Raw genomic sequence first — 19,972 nt, 5'->3', positions numbered from 1 at the left:
CACCGCTTCACAAGAGGAGGCGCTGGCGTCTTGCAAAGTGTGTGGATAGATTCTCTGTGAAATTCAACCCACCGTCGAGTGCGCCGCCAAAAGGGTCGCGAATGGTTCGCGAAACCGGTCGCCACGATGGCATCGATCTGCTGGAGACCGTGCATGAGCCGCGAAGAGTTGCCCCGTATTCCGTTGTTGATCAACGGCGAGTTCGTCCAGTCGCGCAGCACCGAGTGGCGCGACGTGATCAACCCCGCGACGCAGCAACGCCTGGCCCGCGTGCCGATGGCCACGCCCGATGAAGTCGAGGCCGCCATCGCCGCCGCGCAGGACGCCTTCAAGACCTGGCGCAAGGTGCCCATCGGGCAGCGCGCGCGCATCTTCCTGAAGTACCAGCAACTGATCCGCGACAACATCAAGTCGCTGGCCGCGACGCTCACCGCCGAGCAGGGCAAGACCCTCGCCGATGCCGAAGGCGACGTGTTCCGCGGGCTCGAGGTCGTGGAGCACGCGGCCAACATCGGCTCGCTGCAGATGGGCGAGCGCGCCCACAACGTCGCCGGCGGCGTCGACACCTACACCCTGCTGCAGCCGCTGGGCGTCTGCGCCGGCATCACGCCGTTCAACTTCCCAGCGATGATCCCGCTGTGGATGTTCCCGATGGCCATCGCCTGCGGCAACACCTTCGTGCTCAAACCGTCGGAGCAGGATCCGATGGTGACGATGCGGCTCGTGGAACTGGCGCTGGAGGCCGGCATCCCGAAGGGCGTGCTCAACGTCGTGCACGGCGGCGAGGACGTCGTCAACGCGCTGTGCGACCACGCCGACATCCGCGCCATCTCCTTCGTCGGCTCGACGCGCGTGGGCACGCTCGTGCACGACCGCGCGGTCAAGTCCGGCAAGCGCGTGCAATGCATGATGGGCGCGAAGAACCACGCCGTCGTGCTGCCGGACGCGCACAAGGAACAGACGCTCAACGCGCTCGCCGGCGCCGCTTTCGGTGCGGCGGGGCAGCGTTGCATGGCGGTGTCGGTCGCGGTGCTTGTCGGCGCCGCGCGCGAGTGGCTGCCGGACCTGATCGCCAAGGCCAAGGGACTGAGCGTGGGCGCCGGCGATTCGGCGACGACGGACGTCGGTCCGCTGATCTCCTGCGCGGCGCGCGATCGCGTGGAACGCCTGATCGCTCTGGGCATCGAGGATGGCGCGACGCTGGCCCTCGACGGGCGGCTGCCGCCGCTCAGCGGTCAGTTGAAGGAAGGCAACTTCGTCGGCCCGACGGTCTTCAGCGGCGTGAAGCCCGGCATGACGATCTACGACCAGGAGGTCTTCGGCCCGGTCCTGTGCGTCGCTGAGGCTGCGACGCTCGACGACGCGATCGCGATGATCAACGCCAATCCGAACGGCAACGGCACCGCGCTGTTCACGCAGTCCGGCGCGGCCGCGCGTCGATTCGAGGACGAGATCGACATCGGCCAGGTCGGCATCAACGTGCCCATCCCGGTGCCGGTGCCGATGTTCTCGTTCACCGGATCGCGCGCGTCGAAGCTCGGCGACCTCGGACCCTACGGCAAGCAGGTCGTCCTCTTCTACACGCAGACGAAGACCGTCACCGCGCGCTGGTTCGACGACGCCTCCACCGGCGGCGTCAACACGACGATCAGCCTCAAGTGAGCCGCGACTCCTGAACCGGTGAGGACCTGATGGACTTCGAGCTCGACGAGCAGCAACGCGCCTTCCAGCAGGCGGCGCGCGACTTCGCCCGCGACGAGATGGCGCCGCACGCGGCGGAGTGGGACGCGCAGTCGATCTTCCCGCGCGACACGCTGCGCCATGCGGGGGAGCTCGGCTTCTGCGGGTTGTATGCGCCGGCGGAGCGCGGCGGGCTCGGGCTGCCGCGGCTGGACGCGACCATCGTGCTGGAGGAACTTGCCACGGCCTGCCCGTCGACCACCGCGTTCCTCAGCATCCACAACATGGCCGCGTGGATGGTGAGCACGTATGCGACGGAGGAGATCGCCCGGCGATTCGGTCCGGCCTTGTGCAGTGGAACGAAGCTGGCGTCGTACTGCCTGACCGAGCCCGGCTCGGGGTCGGACGCCGCCTCGCTGCGCACGACCGCGCGTCGCGACGGCGACGAGTACGTGATCGATGGCAACAAGGCCTTCATCTCCGGCGCCGGTGCGACGGACGTGCTGGTCGTGATGGCGCGCACCGGCGGGGCGGGGGCGGATGGGATCTCCGCGTTCCTCGTTGAAGGCGACTCGCCCGGCGTCCAGTACGGCCGCAAGGAAGAGAAGATGGGCTGGAACAGCCAGCCCACGCGCGCCATCGCCTTCGACGGCGTGCGCGTGCCGGCGTCGCATCTGCTCGGCGAGGAAGGGCAGGGCTTCCGCATCGCGATGCAGGGGCTGGACGGCGGACGCATCAACATCGCGACCTGCTCGGTCGGCGCCGCGCAGGGCGCGCTGGCCGCGGCCCAGCGCTACATGCATGAGCGCCACCAGTTTGGCCGCGCGCTGGCCGACATGCAGGTGCTGCAGTTCAAGCTCGCCGACATGGCGACCGAGCTGGTGTCGGCGCGGCAGATGGTGCGGCTCGCCGCGTCCAAGCTGGATGCGAAGTCGCCCGACGCGCAGGTGTATTGCGCGATGGCCAAGCGCTTGGCCACGGACATCGGCTTCAGCGTCTGCAACGAGGCGCTGCAGATCCACGGCGGCTACGGCTACATCCGCGAGTACCCGCTGGAGCGCTATCTGCGCGACGCGCGCGTGCATCAGATCCTCGAAGGCACCAACGAAATCATGCGCGTCATCGTCGCGCGACGGATGTTGCTGGACGAGGCGCCGGAGGCGATCCGGTGATGAGTACTTCGTGCGGCCGCTGGCCCTCACCCCCACCCTCTCCCGCAAGCGGGAGAGGGAGTCCGACCGGCTCTGCCCGTAGCACTGGCTCCTCTTGCTCCCTCTCCCGCTTGCGGGAGAGGGCAGGGGTGAGGGCCAGCGGCCTGTCGAAGTCAGATGACCTTCAACCTCTCGACCTCATCCACAACTTCACATCTGTGACCTCATGACTGACACCCACGACACCACGGCGGTTTACGCCGGTCTGCGGCTGGAACGCCGCGGCCACACTGCGATCGTCACGCTGACGAATCCACCCGCACACACGTGGACGGCGGACAGCCTGGCCGCGCTGACGCGGCTGGTCGGCGATCTCAACCGCGACCGCGAGATCTACGCGCTGGTCATCACCGGCGACGGCGAGAAGTTCTTCAGCGCCGGCGCCGATCTGAAGCTCTTCGCCGATGGCGACAAGGGCGTCGCCGCGACGATGGCCCGCCGCTTCGGCGAAGCCTTCGAAGCGCTCGCCGGTTTCCGCGGCGTCAGCGTCGCAGCGATCAATGGCTATGCGATGGGCGGAGGCCTGGAGTGCGCGCTGGCCTGCGACCTGCGCATCGCGGAGTCGCATGCGGTGGTGGCGTTGCCCGAGGCGACCGTCGGCCTGCTGCCGTGTGCCGGCGGGACGCAGTGGCTGAGTTGGACCGTCGGCGAAAGCTGGGCCAAGCGCATGGTGCTGCTGGGCGAGCGCGTCGATGCCGAGACGGCTCTGCGCATCGGGCTCGCTGATGAACTGGTGCCCAAGGGTGGCGCGCTGGCGAAGGCGCTGCAATGGGCCGAGCGCGTGCAGGCGCAGAGCCCCACCAGCGTCACCGCTTGCAAGCGATTGATCCAGGGCGCGCGCACCGCGCCGCCGCAATCGCAGTTGGCCGCAGAGCGCGAGGCCTTCATCGGACTCTTCGAGACCGAGGACCAGCGCGAAGGCGTGCAAGCCTTCCTGGGCAAGCGCAGCCCGCAGTGGCGCAACGCCTGAGGAGGCACGATGACCGTTTCCCAGAACACGAGCCAAGGCGAACACGCCGACGCACCGGTGCTGTTCCGCACCGTCGTGACCGCGTCGGGCCATCGCTTCGGCCATGCCACGCTGAACGCGCCGGCCAGCCTCAACGCGCTGACCCTGCCGATGGTCGATCTGCTGCAGGCGCAGTTCAACGCGTGGGCCGACGATCCGCAGGTGGCGGGCGTGATCCTCGACGGCAACAGCGAGAAGGCCTTCTGCGCCGGCGGTGACGTGGTCGGTCTCTACCGCTCGATGCGCGCGGCCGGAGCCGGCAAGGTGCCGCGCGACGCCGCCGATTTCTTCGAACGCGAGTACCGCCTCGACCACACCCTCCATCGCTTCCCGAAGCCGCTGCTCGTCTGGGGCCACGGCATCGTGATGGGCGGCGGCATCGGCCTGATGGCGGGGGCGTCGCACCGCGTGGTGACGCCGCGCAGCAAGCTGGCGATGCCGGAGATCACGCTGGGCCTCTATCCGGATGTGGGCGGGAGCTGGTTCCTCTCGCGGCTGCCGGGACGCACGGGGCTGTTCCTCGCGCTCACGGGCGCGCCGCTCAATGCGGCGGATGCGCTCTGGGCCGGTCTGGCCGATCGCGCCGCGCGCGCCGAGGACCAGGGCGCGTTGCTCGAATCCATCGCGCATGCGCGATGGGACGGCGAACGCTCGGCGGATGCCGAAAGGCTCGACGACCTGCTGCGTGCGCTGCCTTCCGCCGAACTGGCGCCCGGCCAACTCGCGCCGCATCGCGATCGCATCGACGCGCTGATCGGACCACACGACACGCTGGCCACGATCGCGCCACGTCTGCGCTCGCTGGCCTGCGAGGACGATTCGTGGCTGGCGGCCGCGGGGGCGACCTTCCAGAAAGGCTCGCCGACGTCGGCAGTCCTCGCCATCGCCTTGCAGCGCCGCCTGCGGCATGCGTCGCTGGCGGAGGTCTTCCGGATGGAGTACCAGGCCTCGGTCGGCTGCTGCGTGTTCCCGGACTTCGCCGAAGGCGTGCGGGCGCTGTTGATCGACAAGGACAAGACGCCGCGCTGGCAAGGTGCCGCGCAGGACGATGGCGGCGATGCGCATCTGGATGCGCTGCTCGCGCCGCGCTTCACGGGCGAGCATCCGCTGGCGGATCTGCGTTGAGTTGAACGCAGCAGGGCGCATCGAGCACATTGCATGACGACACGGCATCGCCCACCGCGCATGCCGTCAAGACAAGGAGACAGGACCATGGGCAACGCAACCGGCCAAGCGACGACCGCTGAACGCATCGCCTTCATCGGCCTCGGCCACATGGGTGGGCCGATGGCGGCCAATCTGGTGAAGGGCGGCTACGCGGTCGCGGCCTTCGACTTGAGCGAGGCCGCGCTGACGGCGGCGCGCGCGGTGGGCGTCACCGTGGCGCCCTCGGCCGCAGCGGCCGTGGAAGGCGCATCGGTGGTGATCTCGATGCTGCCGGCCAGCAAGCACGTCGAGTCGCTGTTCCTTGGCGACGACGGGCTCATCGCCCGCATCGCCGCGGGCGCGCTTGTCATCGACTGCAGCACCATCGCCCCGGCGAGCGCGCAGCGCGTGGCCGAGGCCGCGCAAGCACGCGGGCTCGCGATGATCGATGCGCCGGTGTCCGGCGGCACGGCAGGCGCCGCAGCGGGCACGCTGACCTTCATCGTCGGCGGCGAGGCGGCGGCGCTGGAACGCGCCCGCCCCGTGCTGTCCGCGATGGGCAGGAACATCTTCCACATGGGTGCATCCGGCGCCGGCCAGGTCGCCAAGCTGTGCAACAACATGGCGCTCGGCGTGATCATGGCGGTGACCGGCGAAGCGCTGGCGCTCGGTGTGTCCCACGGCCTGGATCCTCAGGCGCTTTCCGCGATGATGGCCGTCAGCACCGGCCGCAGCTGGGCCACCGAGGTCTGCAATCCCTGGCCCGGCGTGAAGCCGGAAGCGCCCGCGTCGCGCGGCTACACCGGCGGCTTCGGCAGCGACCTGATGCTCAAGGACCTCGGCCTGGCGGTCGAAGCCGCGCTGCAGGTCGGCGCGGCCGTGCCGCTCGGCGAGCTCGCGCGCAACCTCTATGCGCTCAACGGCCGGGCGGGCCGCGGCGGCCTGGACTTCTCGAGCGTGCAGCAGCTGTTGACGAAGCCTTGAGCGTCTGCGCTGCCGCGAGCTGGAGCGCTTCGGTGAGCGCCGCGCTGAGCGGTGACTCCCGCCACTCCCCCGGCAGGAGACCGTCCAGCCGGTAGGGACCGACGGCGGCGCGCACCAGCCGCAAGGTGGGATGCCCGACCGCCGCCGTCATTCGCCGCACCTGCCGGTTGCGGCCTTCCCGGATCACCAGCTCGATCCAGCAGGTCGGGATGGACTGGCGCACGCGGATCGGCGGATCCCGCTCCCAGAGCGCCGGCGCCTCGGTCAGCAAGCGTGCCTGCGCGGGCAGCGTCTTCCCGTCGTTGAGCTCGACGCCGTCGCGCAGCGCGGACAGGGCGCGCTCGTCGGGCAGCCCCTCCACCTGCACCCAATAGGTCTTGTCCATCTTGAAGCGCGGACTGGCGATGCGGGCCTGGAGCTGTCCGTCATCGGTGAGGAGCAACAGGCCCTCGCTGTCGCCGTCCAACCGCCCGGCAGCGTGGACACCGGGCATCTGGAGGAAGTCCTTCAGTCCCCGCCACCGACCTTCAGGCGTGAACTGGCTGAGCACGCCGTAGGGCTTGTTGAAGCAGATCAGGCGGGGAGAAGAGGCAGCGGATCCGGTGGGGCGCATCATCAGCAATCGGCTTGGAGCGGAAGTGTCTCGAGCGTCTCGACGGCCGTCAGCCCCTGTTCCATCAGGACCAGGAAGGCGGCGTTCGCCTTCTTCGCCGAAACACCGCGTGCCATCATCCGGACCGTCTCCTCGCGTGCGGTGCGCAGCGTGAGCGCGATCAACCCGGCCATCAGTCGCGACCGGCCGTCGGGCTTGGCGCCGCCGAGCTCGATCGCGAGCGCCTCGGCGCCCTCGTCCGACAGCTCGCGCAGCCGCGCCTGCAGCGATGCGCTCGACGCCAGGACGCGCCACCAGTCCAGCGCCGGCGGGCCGATGTAGCAGAGCGGGTGCTTCTCGCTGCTCATCGTGCGCAGCAGCGCCCGGATCGCGTCGACCGGCGATTGCCCGTCCGGCCGGTTGCGCACCGCCTCCCGGAAGGGCGCCAGCTTCAGATCGTCCTCGCGGTCGAGCAGCAGGTCTTCCTTGCGCGGAAAGTAGTTGAAGACGGTCATCTTCGACACGTTCGCCCCCAGTGCGATCTCGTCGATCGTCACGGCGTCGAAACCGCGCTCGAAGAACAGTCCTGTCGCCACATCCGAGATCCGTTGCCGGGTCTCGCGTTTCTTGCTCTCGCGTAGCTCGCCCATGGGCGCGCAGCTTAGCCGATGCGACCACGTCGCGATCGTCGGCAGGGCGTCGCCAGGTCGTTCCGCTCCCGCAGTGACGAAGAAAGTTGTATCGAGTAAAAAATTACTTGCGAAAAAGTTATACCGAGTACAAACTTTCCGTCGATCGCGCCGTGTTGCCGCGCGATGGGATCAACGGATGACGTCGATGAACGGAAAGAAGGTGCTCATTTCGGGCGCGAGTTTCGCGGGACTGTCGTCCGCGTACTGGATGAGCGAGCTGGGCTACGACGTGACGGTCGTCGAGATCGGACCGGGCCTGCGCACGGGCGGCACCGCGGTCGACATCCGCGGGAACACCGTCGACATCGTCCGGCGCATGGGAGTGCTGGACGCGATCCGCGCGAATCGCCTGCACCTGCGGCGATGGGAGTTCAAGAACGCCGACGACGGCACCGAGCGGGCGATCGTCGTCCGCGAGGAGGACGAGCCGCCGCCGGAGGACGAGTTCGAGATCGAGCGCAACGTGCTGCTCGACATCCTGTTCAACGCCGCCCAGGGCCGCGCGCGCTTCGTGTTCGGGGACAGCATCGTCGGGCTGACCGAGACGGCCGGCGGCGTCGAGGTCGCATTCAGGCACGGCGCGCCGCGCGTGTTCGATCTCGTGCTCGGATGCGACGGCATGCACTCGGGCGTGCGCAGGCTCTGGTTCGGCGAGGAGTCGCAGTACGCGCATTTCCTCGAACAGTATTTCTCGATCACGATCCTGGACAAGCTGCTCATCGGGCGCGACACCGCGCAGCTGTTCAACGTGCCGGGCAAGGCGGTCATGCTGAACGCCTACAAGGACAAGACCGACGTCATCCTCGGTTTCGTCAGCGAGACCGAGCTCGCCGTCGACCATCGCGATGAGGCGCGTCAGCGCGAGATCATCGCCGAGCAGTTCGCCGGCGTGGGTTGGCGGACGCCGGAGATGCTCAAGGAGATCGAGGCCTCGGCGAGCTTCTACTTCGACAAGCTGTGCCAGATCCGCATGCCGGCGTGGTCGCGGGGTCGGGTCGTGCTGGTGGGGGACGCCGCGTACTGCGCGTCACCGGCGGCCGGCATGGGCGGGTCGCTGGCCATCGATGGCGCGGCGGCGCTGGGCGAGGCGATGCGGACTGCCGGCGGCGATCACGTCGAGGCGTTCCGTCGTTATGACGAGGCGCTCCGGCCGTTCATCGACGAGGTGCAGGCCCAGGCCGTGCGGACGGGCCTGGAGACGCTGGTGCCGCGGACGGAAGAGGCGATCCGCGCGCGCAATGCGAAGACGGGCGCCGACTTCTAGCCCGTCTTCCAGTCCGTTTTCCAGTCCGTCCTCTCGTCGGTCAGGTGGCGCTGCCCATCGATCGATCCGTCTTGAGCGCCGCTGTCGACGCGATCCGCGCCAGGCTCGCCAGATCCACGGGCTTCGTGAGATGCGCGTTGAAGCCCGCGGCCGTCGCGCGGCGCTGGTCTTCTTCCTGCCCCCATCCGGTCAGGGCCACGATGTGCACGTCGGCGCCGATCTCCTCGCGCACGTTGCGGCAGGCCTGGTAGCCGTCGATGCCGGGCAGGCCGATGTCCAGCAGCACCAGGCCGGGCTCGAACGTGCGCACGTCGTCCACGATGCGCGTGGCGTCGTAGGCCACGCGGACTTCGCCGCCGCACATCGTCAGCAGCATCGCGACGCCGTCGGCGGCGTCCTGGTTGTCGTCGACCACCAGCACGCGGAGTCCGGCCAGATCGGCGTCCCCTTCCGCGCGATCAGGCGCGGTGGGCGCCGCCGCGGGCACGCCCACGGGCAGCCGGATGACGAATTCGCTGCCGTGGCCCGCGCCTATGCTGGTCGCTGCGATCGAGCCGCCGTGCAGCGCCATGAGGCTGCGCGACAGCGCCAGCCCGATCCCCATCCCGCCATGTCGCGAGCTGTCGGACCGCGCCTGCGTGAACAGGTCGAAGATGTTGGGCAGCATCTCCGCGGCGATGCCGACGCCGGAGTCGGTGATGCGCAGCACCTGCTCCGCGCCTTCTCCTGAAGCGGCGGGCTCGACGGTGGAGCGGATCGTGATGCGGCCGCCCATCGGGGTGAACTTCACCGCGTTGTGGAGCACGTTGGAGATGACCTGCGACAGCCGCGTCGGATCGACGTCGAGCTGCCGTTCCGGGTCGTCGAGTGCGACCACGAGCTCGATGCCCCCGGTCGCGACCTGGCCGCGGTGCGCCTCCAGCGCGCTCTCGACGAGCGATTGCAGGCTCACCCATTCGCGTTTCAGTTCCACCTTGCCGGACCGGATCCGCGAGACGTCCAGCAGGTCGTCGATGAGGTGGACGACCTGGCCGATCTGCCGCTCCATCATCGGCCGGACGCGCTCGATCAGCTTGATGTCGCCGTTGGCGCGCTTGAGCACCTCGATGCCGCTGCGGATCGGAGCCAGCGGATTGCGCAGCTCATGGGCCAGCACGGCGATGAACTCATCCTTGCGTCGGGCTTCCTCCTCCAGTTCGCGCTCGCGCGCCAGCAGCGTGTCCTGCACCTGGTTGCGCTCGATCAGGTCGGCGGCCTGGCGACCCAGCAGGTCGAGGAAGCGGAGCTCGCGTTCGCTGAGCTCGGGCGGCTCGGCCCAATGGACGGAGAACATCCCGATCGGGCGGCCGGACCGGCTGATCAGCGGTGTGGATTGGGCGAAGCGCACGCCGTCGTCCAGATGCAGGCGGTTGGAGCCGTCCAGGTCGGGATCGTCGGGGTCGTCGAAGCGCATGAAAGTCCGCTGACCGGCGGCCAGCGCCCGGCCGCACGGGGAGCCCGAGGCCGCGTCGACGACGGCGAAGTGCGCCGTGACCTCCGGGCTGAAGCCGCGGGAGGCGAGGAAGGTCAGGCAGTGCGTCTGCTCGTCCAGCAGCTGGATCGTGCCGGCGTTGCCGCCCAGGATCTCGATGGCCGCTTCGAGGATCTCGCCGAACAGCGTCGAGCCGCCGTCGGTGCCGATGAGACGGGCGGCCACGTCGCGCAGGCGCCGCGTGTCGTTGAGTTCGCGCGTGATGACGCGCTCCACCTGTTCGCGCTCATTGAGCAGCGCGGTGATGCGCTGGTTCTCCCATTCGAGCAGTTCGCGCGCATCGGCGGCCGCCGCGAGCGCGGCCAGTCGCTGGGCATCCAGGTCCTGGGCATCGAGCTGCGTGCCGATGAGCTTGGCGAACAGCTCCAGCGTCTGCAGCAGCAGGGGGTCGTCCAGCTTGGCGGGCAGAGGGTCTATCGCACACAGGGTGCCGAAGAACGAGCCGTCGGCGCGGAAGATCGGGATCGAGACGTAGCTCTCGAAGCCGTACTGCCGGGGCGTCGGGTGGTTGCGGAAGTACTCGTCGGCGCTGGCGCTGCCGAAGATGATGGGGCGTCCGTGCTGGCGGATCTCGTCGCAGATCGTCGTGACGAGTTCCAGTTCGTCGCCGGGCTTGAGCCCGAAGGCGATCTCGTCTCGCACGGCGCAGGCCGTCCAGGAGGTGTCGGTCACGCGGGCGACGGCGGTGAACCGCATCCCGGTCAGGCGCGCGGTGGCGTCCAGGATGGTCGGCACCACGGCCATCCGGCCGATCGCGTCGATGTAGTGCTGTTGCGTGCCCATGGGCGAATGGTAGCGCCGCCGCCCCCGGCGAGGGCTCCGGGGCTCCGGCATCTTCAATCTGCGTTTGAAAGAGAACCGGTCCGACTACGTCTTTTCAAGGGTGGGAGCCAGACCTACATTGACCCTGCTTCTCCCCATTTTCTCGAAAGCCGATCCATGTCCCAGCACACGTCCCACACCCACGCCACGGCGTCGATCTCCCGCGACAAGGCCCAGGATCTCCTGCTCGCCGCGCGCAAGGCCGCCGATGACATCGGCTTCCAGGCCGCCATCGCCATCACCGACGGCGGCGGACACCTGAGCGCGTTCGAGCGCGCCGACGCGGCGCCCTTCCTCACCGTCGGCGTGGCCATCGACAAGGCCTACACGGCCACGTCCTTCGGTCTCAGCACCGACGTCTGGAACCACGTGGTCGCCCAACCCGCCACCGCGCCCCTGGCGAACCATCCCCGCGTGATGGCGGTGGGGGGCGGGGTCCCCATCGTCGCGGGCGGGAAGGTCGTCGGCGGCATCGGCATCTCGGGCGGAACGGCGCAGCAGGACCACGACGCCGCCGTCGTCGCCCTGCGCGGACTCGGTTTCGAGGTGGCCGCATGAGCACCGCCGCGACCAAGCCCGCCTACATCGTCTTCATCAAGGAGGCGACCCTGGACGCCGAGGAGATGTCGAAGTACGGCGCCGCCGTCGGGGCGACCTTCGAAGGACATGACGCCCAGGTGTTGGCCGCCTACGACGCGCATGAAGTCGTGGAAGGCGCGCCGATGGAGGGCGTGGTCCTGCTCCAGTTCCCGTCGCTCGAAGCGGCACGCGCGTGGTACTTCAGCCCCGCGTATCAGGCTGCCGCGCAGCATCGGTTCCGCGGTGCCACCTACCGCGCAGTCATCACCGAAGGCCGCCTCGTCGGCTGAGGCTGAACGGCCTCATTGACTGAGGCCCAACTGCTTCATGTAGGTGGCGTTGTCGAAGAAGATCTGTTCTTCGGCGATGCATCCGTCCCGCCACCTGGCCATCGTCACCATGGCCACCTTGGCCTTCTTCCCCGTCGGCGGGATGTCCTTGTCGCCGGGGATCTTCATCGGTTCGGAGAAGGTCGCCTCGATGACCCCGGTGACGGCCGTCCAGTGGCCCTGGCCGATGGCGACCGGGTGGGCGGTGACCCTGGAGTCCGGCGTGCCGTTGAAGAAGATGGTGTGGATGTCATGCACATGGGCGTCGATCCCATGGGTGGTTCGTCCATCCGGATAGACGACCTTCACGTCATGGCAGTGCAGCTTGCGGAACAGGTCCATGTCCTTGCGCTCGCTGTAGGCGTCGAAGTCCAGCTGGTCGAAGCGCTTGAGGTTGGCCTTGACCTGCGGGTCGTCGCTCTTGGGGCCGTCGGCCACGTTGGCCGCTTTGGCCGGGGGGGCCATCTGGAGCGCCAAGCAGGAAACGGCCAGCGCAAGAAGAACTTTCATGTCGTGCTCTCGTTTTTGCAGAGGAAAAGGAATGCAGGGTCGGCGGACGGTGCTCCGCCTCCGGCAGACCGAGTCTCACTCGCAAGAACGGCGCTGGCACTGTCTGTTCCCTGCAGGCGCAGCCCGAACCTGCTGCTAGAGCTTCGTGAAGCGCAGCCAGTTCAGATTCCACCCGCCCTTCGAGGCGTAGACACCGACGTCGTAGGTGCCGGCGTTGATGGTCACGGTGTGCGACACCGTGCGCCAGGTCTGCGCGCCGCCGGTCGCGGGAACGGCCAGCGAGCCCAGGACGAGGGTCCCGGCGTTGAGGTCCAGCGACAGCGTTCCGCCGCCGGTGCTGGCCACGCGGTACTCCACGCGGTAGGTCCCGCTGGTGGGGAAGGCGACCTTCGCGTAGGCCATCCAGTCACCGGTGTCGATGCGGCCGACGTCGAGGCCGCCTTCGGAGCAGGACTCCGTCTGCACGCCCTGCTGGGCGGTGAAGCTCTCCGCCTCGATCTGCCGCGACCACGCGGGGGGCGGCGCGTCGGACGCGACCAGCGGTGACAGCGGACCGGCCCACAGGCTGGGCACGTCCTCGCGATTGGTCCCCGCCCGGGGAGAGGGCTGATAGCCGGGGAAGTCCGCGCTCTCATGCCCGACCTGCGGGAACAGCAGGCGCATGGAGTAATCCATCTTCATCAGCTCGACGGATCCCGTCGCGGTGATGCTGTAGATCTGGCCCGGCTGCACGGGGACGGCGCGCGCCAGGCTGCACTGGTTGAAGCCGTAGCCCTGGTAGGGCGTGCAGCTGGACTCCTGTCCCGTGCTGAGGTTCTTCACGGTCAGCGTGCCGATGCCGGCGGTGCCGGCCGTGAAGCCGCCGGCCTCGGTGAGACTGCGCGTCACGCGCAGGTTGCCGTAGGCGACGGTGCAATTCGTGCAATCGAGCGAGTAGGCGTAGTACGGCTGCGCGGGCACGTTGCTGCCGTTGGTCAACCGGAAGCCGTACTGCGGCAGACGCGTCGCCGGATGCGCCTGATCGTGGTCGTTCATGTAGGACGGGTACTGGCCGTTGGCTTTGCCGTAGCGCCAGGTCTTGCCGCTGTCCTCTGACCACGCCACGTGCTCGCGCGGATCGAGCGACAAGAGGGCGTCGGTCGCATCCTTGTCGAGCTCGTTGCGACCGTGCGGGCCGGCCAGCGTCGCGTCGCCGATGGGGGCGTTGAAGGAGAAGAAGTTGCGCGCCGGGTCCGGATGGACGTTGCTGATGATCAGGCCGTACATCTTCCCGGCCTTCAGCGAGGCGCGCAGCGCGGCCCAGGCGAGGACCGGCGTCTCGTTGCGGACCTCCGCCTTGGCCTGGTTGTGCCGGGTGCAGCCGTTGACGGTTTCCGAGGCGATCTCCGCCGCGGGCAGGCCGGTGGACGCGTTGATGTCGACCAGCCGGACGAGCATCGTGCCGCCGTCTCCGGCGCCATACTCGTCGCCGGTGTCCCAGCACCGGGCGCCCTTGAGCTTGAAGCCGAAATAGACCCGATCGATCTGCAGGTCCGAGCGGGGCACGAACCGCATCAGCTGACGATAGTTCGACGCCTTGAGCGGCGAGTCGTTCACGTTCTCCGCACCGAGCGTCAACGCGCCCGAGCGACCCGGTCCGCCGCCGCCGCTCCATGACAGGCCGGGCAGCAGGGCCAGGCTTGAAGCCAGCATCGTCCAGGCGGCATGCTTCCAGAACGATCTGGAAGATCCGGAAAAGACTGTCGTCATGGGAATCTCCGTAGGTGGGTGAGAGGGATGCGGCGGCGGGCGCGGCATCGATGCGGTCGTCGATGCCGCTCCTCGACGTGGGGCGAGTCTGCCGCGCAAGCGCTGTGCAAGCACTGTCCGATCCTGCGTGCCCAGTTCGAATCTGCGCGATGACGACGCGTAAGGTCTGTATCGCCTCGCGCAGGCCGATGTGCGTATGCGAAGCGATGTCCGACGATGCGAAGAAGGCCTTCGGCCGGGACGCTCAGCGCGCCGCCGTCATGTGCTCGACGAAGGCCCGCACCTTCGGCGGCACGCGCGCACCGGCGGCGTAGAGCAGATAAGCGGCGCGCTCATAGGTGCCCGTGGGCGTCCACGCCTCGAGCACGCGCACCAGCCGGCCCGCGGCCAGCCCCGGCTGCGCGGAGAACAAGGGCAGCAGCGCGATCCCCGCGCCGTGCTCCGCCGCGGCGGCGAGCGCCAGGCTGTTCCCGATCGCATGCCGGGGCGCGATGGCGACGACCATCCGTTCCTCGCCGCGCTTCAACGGCCAGTTCGCGTCGAAAGCGCCGAAGCCCAGGTGGATGCAACGGTGCCTCGTCAGCATCTCCGGCCGCTCCGGTGCGCCATGCGCCGCCAGATACGCGGGCGAGGCCACCAGCACGTAGGGCGTGTCGAACAGCTTGCGGGCGACGAGGTCCTGCGGCGGTTGCGCCGTGATGCGCAGCGCGACGTCGACGCGCTCGGTGACGATGTCGATGGGGCGATCGTTCAGCGAGAGCTGCAGGTCGACGTCCGGAAACGCCGCCGCGAACGACGCGAGCCTCGGAGCCAGCCAGAGCTGTCCCAGCACCACCGGCGCCGACACGCGCAGCACGCCGGACGGGCGCGAGCCGTAGCGCGCGGCCAGCGCATGCACGTTGGAGGCGGCATCGCGGATCAGCGCGCATTCGCGCAGCACCTGCTCGCCGAGCTCGGTGAGCGCCATCGAGCGCGGGCTGCGGATGAGCAGCTTGGCTTCCAGCGCGCGCTCCAGCCGCGCCACGCTGCGGCTCATCGACGATGGTTCCACTCCCAGCGCCCGTGCGGCCTGAGAGAAGCCGCCGTGCTCGACGACGTGCCAGAAGGCGACCATCTCGTCGAGCATCAATGCGGGGCGGTCGCCATGACCGCCGCGAGCGTCGCTGTCTTTCGCAGAGAGGGGCGTTGTCACTCGTGCGGCGTCTGTAGGCAAAGGGCGTCCATGATAGGACCCGGTGCCGCGCCGTGCCGGTGGTCAGGCGTCTATCGGGACCTTGCCATCGACGTCGCCGCCAGCAGCATCCATGTCGAATGCGGGATCCACTGCTCCACCCATCGCCATTGCTCGTCGTCCGGACCTGGACCGAAGGCGATGCCTTCGCCCGCGTCGCTGCCGACCGCGCCGGTGATGCCGTTGGAGATGCCGCCGGCAAACATGTCGCCCGCGCTCGACGCCACCGTGGGCGGGTTGCGCTTGCCGAAACCGTAGAGCATCGAGATGCCGTACGGGTTCTTGCCCAGGGTCCAGTCGACCTGGTCCTGTGCGAACGCGGCCCAGTCGGCGGGCAGGGCAGGGGAGACCTTGCGGCCCGCCACCGCCATCGCGGTGCTCAGCGACAGCAGCCGGGCGCTCTCGCCCTGCCACCAGTAGCCGGTTTCGTTCTTGTGCGGAATGAAGAAGCCTTCCAGCACCGGGCCGTCCGCCTTGCCGTCCTTCGCGAGCTGGAACGACTGCCGCGCATAACCGAAGGGGTTGGACACACGCCGCGTGATGTCGACCTCGTGCTGGAGCGCCGCCTTGATCACCGTGGTCGCGTGGCCGCGCCGGGCGTCGTCCGTCTCGATGTCGAGGTAGTGGCCCAGGCTCAGCGCCGGCAGGCCGGCTTCGACCGCGTGATAGTAGGGACGCGTCCCGCCGTCGCTGATGAATCTGCCATCAGCCGCCTGACGCCGCATCAGGCTGTCCGCCCGCGTGCGTGCCGCGTCGAGGAAGCGCGACTCCTTCGTCGCGTTGAACAGCTCCACCGCGGCCATCAGCGCGGTGTAGTCGTCGATGATGTTCTCGACACCGTTGGCGGTGTACTGCGCGTTGAACTGCTGCAGATGGTCGAAGCCCTTGATCGCATCGGCGAGGTAGGTCTTCCCGTCGACGCTGCCATGCCGTCCCGACTGCTTCGCCAGCAGCGAGGCCCGCGCCAGCGCGGCGATCGCCATGCCGCCGCCCGCACGGTAGGCAGAGCGGTACAGCTTGGTGTAGCGCCCGTCGTCGCCTTCGTAGCCGACGACCATGCGCTCGGCGCCTTCCGCGCCCCACTTGTCGAAGACCGTCGTGTAGAAGTAGCCCTCCGCATCGAGGATGCGATGCAGGTAATCCGCGCCCCAGAACGCTTCGTCCTGGGCGCGCTTGAGCAGCCCCGCGCGACGGTACAGGTCCGCCGACGCATCCGCCGTGTAGGCCAGCACCCAGGCCGCCATCGACGTCTGCTGCGGGTTGAAGAAATTCGCGTAGCCGAGGTGCGACAGGTACTTGCCCGTGTCGCCGCCGGCGTCCTTCCATCCGCCGTGGACATCGACGAAGCGATCGGTCTCGAAGATGCGGATGCGGCGGTCGCCCTTGCCGGTGTGGCGGCTGCGGCGGAAGTAGTCGAGCAGCTTGTCGGCGGTGGTCGCGAACAGCGCCTGGTCGCGCACGCGCACCGGCGCGGACAGCACGCGCCGGCCGTCCAGCGTCGCCTCGACGCGGTAGACACCCGCCGTCTGTACTGAAGAGAAGTCCGCCTCGAAGTAGCGCTTGCCCGCGCCCCAGGCGGAGAAGTCCGGCAGCGGCTTGAGCTCGCCCTCGGCGACGGTCCTGTCGCCCGAGAGCACGCGGTAGCGACCCGCCTGTGCCGCGCCGGTCGATTCGACGACCGCGCGCTTGGGCCCGGACCGCTCCAGCGCGACCTGATTCAGTTGCACGAGCAGCGGATCGGTCGGCAAGGTGACGGAGACCGTCGTCTTGCGTTCGTCCGCTGCCGCGCGCGAGGCCATCGGTGCGGTCGCGAGGACCGCGGTGACCGCGAAGACCGCGGCCACCGCGAGCGCGGAGCGTCGGGGGGAATGCACCGTGCGTGCGGTGGCGTCGGTCTTCATGCGATCAGTTCCAGGCCATGTTCTTGGACCACTTCACGCCCGAGGTCGGGCACTTGCCCGAGTTGTTCGGGTACTTGCTGTTGATGATGCTGGTCACCGTGCCGACGTTGCCCATCGTCGGGTCCTGCTTGTAGATGTCCAGCGCCATGCTCGCGCGCCAGCAGTTGCCCGCATCGTCGCCCAGGCTGGAGGACTTCAGCCAGCGGATGTACTGGTCCGTCAGGTAGGTGGCGAAGCAGGTCTCGTTGGACATGCTGCCGCAGTTGCCCGCCGACTTCACCGAGCTGAACGCCGAGACGCTGCCGATGGAGCCCGTGTTCACCTGCACCTGGAAGGCCAGGCCGACCAGGTTGTACTGGCTGAAGCTGGTGAAGCCGATCTTCTTCAACGCGTCCAGCACCGGCAGCAGCTTGTCGCTGTCGATGTGCGCGTAATGGCTCATCACGTACTGCGCCTGGCGGTTGTCGAAGTCCGACTGCAGCGCCTGGCAGATCTTGGTCAGCGCCGCCCGCTTCTTCGAGTTGGACCGGGACAGGTTCGGATACGGGTCCAGGCGCGAGTCGTCCGCCTTCATGTCCGCCGCCGCGATGCCGGTGACCTGGACGCCCCAGTTCTTCATGTCGGTGTTGGTCGCACCGGTCTTGCCCAGCACGTAGGGCGCGTAGGCGTTCTTGAAGTAGTCCGGGAAGTCGCCGACCGTCGTCACGCCGACCGGGCCGAAGGTGTTGCCGCGGTAGTCGGAGATGCCTTCCGAGGCCTCGTAGTCGACCTCGCAATAACGCCAGGGTTCCGGGTCTTGATAGTTGGTGGTGCCGTTCTCCGGATAGGCGTCCATGCTGAGCACGGCCTGCCACTGGTTGACGGTCAGCTTGCGGCCCTTGTCGAAGACGTTGCCGTAGACGCGCGAGTCGCCGACGGGGATGACGCCGGCCGCCGCAGCGGCCTTGGTCGCCGTGACCAGCGGCTGGCCGGTCGCCGTGAAGGTGTTGGTGTAGACCCAGCCGTCCTGGACGTAGACGCTGGGTTGGCCGCTGGCTTGCGCACCGGCCTTGGGCTTGCCGGCCGCGACGGCCACGGACGCACCGCAGACGAGCGCCAGGACGGTGAGCGCCGCTTGCACGCCGATGCGGCGGACGCTGGGGGAATGGGATTGCATGGGGGTTGCCTCCGGAAAACACGGGGGTGGGGGGCGTGGCCTGCGCCACGGGAATGGGTTCCCGAGAGCCGCTGCCCACCACTCTCGCCAAGCCGGTCCTGCGCTCGGGGGCGTGGGTCGTTGCAGCCCATGGGCGGCGAATGTAGGCGGAACATTTCGACTACGCAATAAATAAAACCATTGGATGTGTAAATTGATTTGTCGGACGGGCGCGTGATGCCGTCGTGAAGCTGCGTCAGAATGGGGGATACCCGAAGGACCATCCGCCAGCATGAGAACGACCAGTCGAGGGGCCACCCAACAGTCCAGCGCGCCCTACAACCGCCGCGTGGTGCTGGACTTCATCCGCCAGCACGGCGCGGCCTCCCGCAAGGACATCGCGGACATGGTGTCGCTGAGCCCCCAGACGGTGGCCAACATCACCAACGACCTGGAGGCCATCGGCCTGATCGTGTCGAGGCGGCAGAAGGTGGACAAGTCGCGCGGCCAGCCGCCGATCGCCTTCGAGCTCAACCCGCAGGCGGGCAACGCCATCGGGATCAGCCTGGAGCCGGGCCGCGCGTCGGCCGCGCTGGTGAACCTGGTCGGCGAGATCCGCAGCCGCTGCGAGGTCGACATGGACACCAGCGACCGCCGCCAGATGCTGGCCGCGATGCTGCAGCTCGTCGCGCAGCTGCGCCGTGAATCGACCGAGCCGCTGTGGGGCATCGGCGTCGCGCTGCCGGGACCGCTGGGGCACACCGACATCAGCTTCGTCGGCCCGACGGCGCTCGAAGGATGGAACGACCTGTCGGTGCTGGACGAGCTCGGCGAAGTCACGGGGCTCTCCGTTTTCTACCGCATCGACAGCGTTGCCGGCGCGCTGGGCGAAACGCTCTTCGGCGTCGCCCGCAACCTGGACAACTTCTTCTATCTGCACCTCGGGCTGGGCCTCGGAGGCGCGCTGGTGATCGGCCGCGCGGCCTATCCCGGATCCAACGGCAACGCCACCGAGATCGGCCACGTGCCCATCGTGCCCGGCGGCACGCCGTGCTACTGCGGCAACCGCGGCTGCCTGGAGCGCTACGTGTCCATGCACTCGCTGGCGGAGGCGCTGAAGGTGTCCGACCACGACGTCTGGACGCTGGACCTCGCCAAGCGGCTGAAGGATCCGAAGGACAAGGCGCTGCACCAGTGGTGCCGCCAGGCCGCGGACCGGCTGCGCGACGCGGTCTGCATGATCGAGAACATGCTGGACCCGCATTCGATCGTCATCGGCGGCTCCGCGCCCAAGGTGCTGGTGGAGCATCTGGTCGCCCTCGCGCAGCCGTGGCACCGCTCGGTACGCGGCGGCGTCGCGACGCCGGAGACGCGCCTGCTGCTGTCCGATCGGCAGGACGACAGTTCCATCCTCGGCGCCGCCGTACTGCCGATCTACGAGATGCTGTCGCCTCGATTGGAGACGCTGCAGCAGGACCGTCGCGGCGAGGCCGACGTGGCCGAACTGCTGGGCCATCGCGCGTCCATACCTAAGCGGGGGTAGAGCGATCGGACCGTGGGGCGTGCAAGACGAGGTGAGGGTAAAGCCGGCTGGGGGAATCCCTTGA

General features: G+C 68.6%; 17 protein-coding genes. 9 read left to right on the top strand and 8 right to left on the bottom strand.

The genetic code is table 11. The annotated features are described in order from the left end of the window. Positions 1-153 precede the first annotated feature (153 nt). The 5 genes from ABE85_RS19265 (at position 154) to mmsB (ending at position 6,030) form a co-directional block, all read left to right on the top strand. Positions 154-1,662, top strand: a complete 1,509-nt coding sequence (locus tag ABE85_RS19265) for a CoA-acylating methylmalonate-semialdehyde dehydrogenase (RefSeq protein ID WP_067278308.1) — start codon at positions 154-156, stop codon at positions 1,660-1,662. Between the two features lie 29 nt (positions 1,663-1,691). Further along, the gene (locus ABE85_RS19260) at positions 1,692-2,852 is read left to right on the top strand and encodes an acyl-CoA dehydrogenase family protein (RefSeq protein WP_067278305.1); all 1,161 of its coding nucleotides are present in this window, start codon (positions 1,692-1,694) and stop codon (positions 2,850-2,852) included. Positions 2,853-3,057: 205 nt separating this feature from the next. Continuing rightward, positions 3,058-3,861: an enoyl-CoA hydratase gene (locus ABE85_RS19255; RefSeq protein ID WP_067278301.1), complete on the top strand. Its 804-nt coding sequence runs from the start codon at positions 3,058-3,060 to the stop codon at positions 3,859-3,861. A 9-nt stretch (positions 3,862-3,870) separates the two neighbouring features. Next, complete coding sequence (locus ABE85_RS19250) at positions 3,871-5,025, top strand: enoyl-CoA hydratase/isomerase family protein (RefSeq protein ID WP_067278298.1); 1,155 nt, start codon at positions 3,871-3,873, stop codon at positions 5,023-5,025. An 87-nt stretch (positions 5,026-5,112) separates the two neighbouring features. Then, on the top strand, positions 5,113-6,030 hold the full coding sequence (mmsB, locus tag ABE85_RS19245; RefSeq protein ID WP_067278295.1) for a 3-hydroxyisobutyrate dehydrogenase: 918 nt from the start codon (positions 5,113-5,115) through the stop codon (positions 6,028-6,030). On the opposite strand, the gene ABE85_RS19240 is transcribed toward mmsB, so the two are convergent. Together ABE85_RS19240 and ABE85_RS19235 are read right to left on the bottom strand one after the other, a co-directional pair. Further along, positions 5,963-6,646, bottom strand: coding sequence for a pseudouridine synthase (locus ABE85_RS19240; RefSeq protein ID WP_082938762.1), 684 nt, complete (start codon positions 6,644-6,646; stop codon positions 5,963-5,965). The genes mmsB and ABE85_RS19240 overlap by 68 nt on opposite strands. After that, on the bottom strand, positions 6,646-7,272 hold the full coding sequence (locus ABE85_RS19235) for a TetR/AcrR family transcriptional regulator (protein WP_067278292.1): 627 nt from the start codon (positions 7,270-7,272) through the stop codon (positions 6,646-6,648). The genes ABE85_RS19240 and ABE85_RS19235 overlap by 1 nt, the downstream gene beginning before the upstream one ends. A gap of 187 nt (positions 7,273-7,459) precedes the next feature. Between ABE85_RS19235 and ABE85_RS19230 the strand changes: the two genes are divergently transcribed. Further along, positions 7,460-8,578, top strand: coding sequence for an FAD-dependent monooxygenase (locus tag ABE85_RS19230; protein WP_157522643.1), 1,119 nt, complete (start codon positions 7,460-7,462; stop codon positions 8,576-8,578). A 40-nt stretch (positions 8,579-8,618) separates the two neighbouring features. Here ABE85_RS19230 and ABE85_RS19225 read toward each other — a convergent pair whose 3' ends face one another. Continuing rightward, positions 8,619-10,892: a GAF domain-containing protein gene (locus ABE85_RS19225; RefSeq protein ID WP_067278286.1), complete on the bottom strand. Its 2,274-nt coding sequence runs from the start codon at positions 10,890-10,892 to the stop codon at positions 8,619-8,621. Between the two features lie 156 nt (positions 10,893-11,048). On the opposite strand from ABE85_RS19225, the gene ABE85_RS19220 reads away from it, so the two are divergent. Together ABE85_RS19220 and ABE85_RS19215 are read left to right on the top strand one after the other, a co-directional pair. Then, a complete protein-coding gene (locus tag ABE85_RS19220; RefSeq protein WP_067278282.1) occupies positions 11,049-11,489 on the top strand; it encodes a heme-binding protein in 441 nt (146 codons plus the stop codon). Then, entirely contained in the window at positions 11,486-11,800 is a 315-nt protein-coding gene (locus ABE85_RS19215; RefSeq protein WP_067278277.1) for a DUF1330 domain-containing protein, read from the top strand. Before ABE85_RS19220 ends, ABE85_RS19215 begins: the two co-directional genes overlap by 4 nt. Before the next feature lie 12 nt (positions 11,801-11,812). Here ABE85_RS19215 and ABE85_RS19210 read toward each other — a convergent pair whose 3' ends face one another. From ABE85_RS19210 to ABE85_RS19190, 5 genes are all read right to left on the bottom strand, one after another. After that, complete coding sequence (locus ABE85_RS19210; RefSeq protein WP_082938760.1) at positions 11,813-12,349, bottom strand: ester cyclase; 537 nt, start codon at positions 12,347-12,349, stop codon at positions 11,813-11,815. 135 nt (positions 12,350-12,484) lie between these two features. Further along, positions 12,485-14,098: a carbohydrate-binding protein gene (locus ABE85_RS28810; protein ID WP_067278270.1), complete on the bottom strand. Its 1,614-nt coding sequence runs from the start codon at positions 14,096-14,098 to the stop codon at positions 12,485-12,487. 244 nt (positions 14,099-14,342) lie between these two features. Beyond that, positions 14,343-15,290: a LysR family transcriptional regulator gene (locus ABE85_RS19200; RefSeq protein WP_231993135.1), complete on the bottom strand. Its 948-nt coding sequence runs from the start codon at positions 15,288-15,290 to the stop codon at positions 14,343-14,345. A 71-nt stretch (positions 15,291-15,361) separates the two neighbouring features. Then, complete coding sequence (locus ABE85_RS19195) at positions 15,362-17,230, bottom strand: glycoside hydrolase family 9 protein (protein ID WP_082938759.1); 1,869 nt, start codon at positions 17,228-17,230, stop codon at positions 15,362-15,364. Between the two features lie 4 nt (positions 17,231-17,234). After that, on the bottom strand, positions 17,235-18,386 hold the full coding sequence (locus tag ABE85_RS19190) for a hypothetical protein (RefSeq protein WP_067278263.1): 1,152 nt from the start codon (positions 18,384-18,386) through the stop codon (positions 17,235-17,237). Between the two features lie 271 nt (positions 18,387-18,657). On the opposite strand from ABE85_RS19190, the gene ABE85_RS19185 reads away from it, so the two are divergent. Then, positions 18,658-19,908, top strand: a complete 1,251-nt coding sequence (locus ABE85_RS19185) for an ROK family transcriptional regulator (protein WP_067278260.1) — start codon at positions 18,658-18,660, stop codon at positions 19,906-19,908. Positions 19,909-19,972 lie beyond the last annotated feature (64 nt).

This window comes from Mitsuaria sp. 7 (genome assembly GCF_001653795.1).
In the GTDB taxonomy this organism is placed as follows: Bacteria; Pseudomonadota; Gammaproteobacteria; order Burkholderiales; family Burkholderiaceae_C; genus Roseateles.
The sequence above is the reverse complement of the archived record's forward strand: the minus strand, read 5'-3'. Positions and strand labels throughout refer to the sequence as shown.

Bases quoted from the DNA above. Each gene is read 5' to 3' on its own strand.
- mmsB (WP_067278295.1), top strand. From the start codon at position 5,113: ATGGGCAACGCAACCGGCCAAGCGACGACCGCTGAACGCATCGCCTTC.
- ABE85_RS19185 (WP_067278260.1), top strand. From the start codon at position 18,658: ATGAGAACGACCAGTCGAGGGGCCACCCAACAGTCCAGCGCGCCCTAC.
- ABE85_RS19240 (WP_082938762.1), bottom strand. From the start codon at position 6,646: ATGATGCGCCCCACCGGATCCGCTGCCTCTTCTCCCCGCCTGATCTGC.
- ABE85_RS19210 (WP_082938760.1), bottom strand. From the start codon at position 12,349: ATGAAAGTTCTTCTTGCGCTGGCCGTTTCCTGCTTGGCGCTCCAGATG.
- ABE85_RS19230 (WP_157522643.1), top strand. From the start codon at position 7,460: ATGAACGGAAAGAAGGTGCTCATTTCGGGCGCGAGTTTCGCGGGACTG.
- ABE85_RS19260 (WP_067278305.1), top strand. From the start codon at position 1,692: ATGGACTTCGAGCTCGACGAGCAGCAACGCGCCTTCCAGCAGGCGGCG.
- ABE85_RS19220 (WP_067278282.1), top strand. From the start codon at position 11,049: ATGTCCCAGCACACGTCCCACACCCACGCCACGGCGTCGATCTCCCGC.
- ABE85_RS28810 (WP_067278270.1), bottom strand. From the start codon at position 14,098: ATGACGACAGTCTTTTCCGGATCTTCCAGATCGTTCTGGAAGCATGCC.
- ABE85_RS19215 (WP_067278277.1), top strand. From the start codon at position 11,486: ATGAGCACCGCCGCGACCAAGCCCGCCTACATCGTCTTCATCAAGGAG.
- ABE85_RS19255 (WP_067278301.1), top strand. From the start codon at position 3,058: ATGACTGACACCCACGACACCACGGCGGTTTACGCCGGTCTGCGGCTG.
- ABE85_RS19265 (WP_067278308.1), top strand. From the start codon at position 154: ATGAGCCGCGAAGAGTTGCCCCGTATTCCGTTGTTGATCAACGGCGAG.
- ABE85_RS19195 (WP_082938759.1), bottom strand. From the start codon at position 17,230: ATGAAGACCGACGCCACCGCACGCACGGTGCATTCCCCCCGACGCTCC.
- ABE85_RS19225 (WP_067278286.1), bottom strand. From the start codon at position 10,892: ATGGGCACGCAACAGCACTACATCGACGCGATCGGCCGGATGGCCGTG.
- ABE85_RS19190 (WP_067278263.1), bottom strand. From the start codon at position 18,386: ATGCAATCCCATTCCCCCAGCGTCCGCCGCATCGGCGTGCAAGCGGCG.
- ABE85_RS19235 (WP_067278292.1), bottom strand. From the start codon at position 7,272: ATGGGCGAGCTACGCGAGAGCAAGAAACGCGAGACCCGGCAACGGATC.
- ABE85_RS19250 (WP_067278298.1), top strand. From the start codon at position 3,871: ATGACCGTTTCCCAGAACACGAGCCAAGGCGAACACGCCGACGCACCG.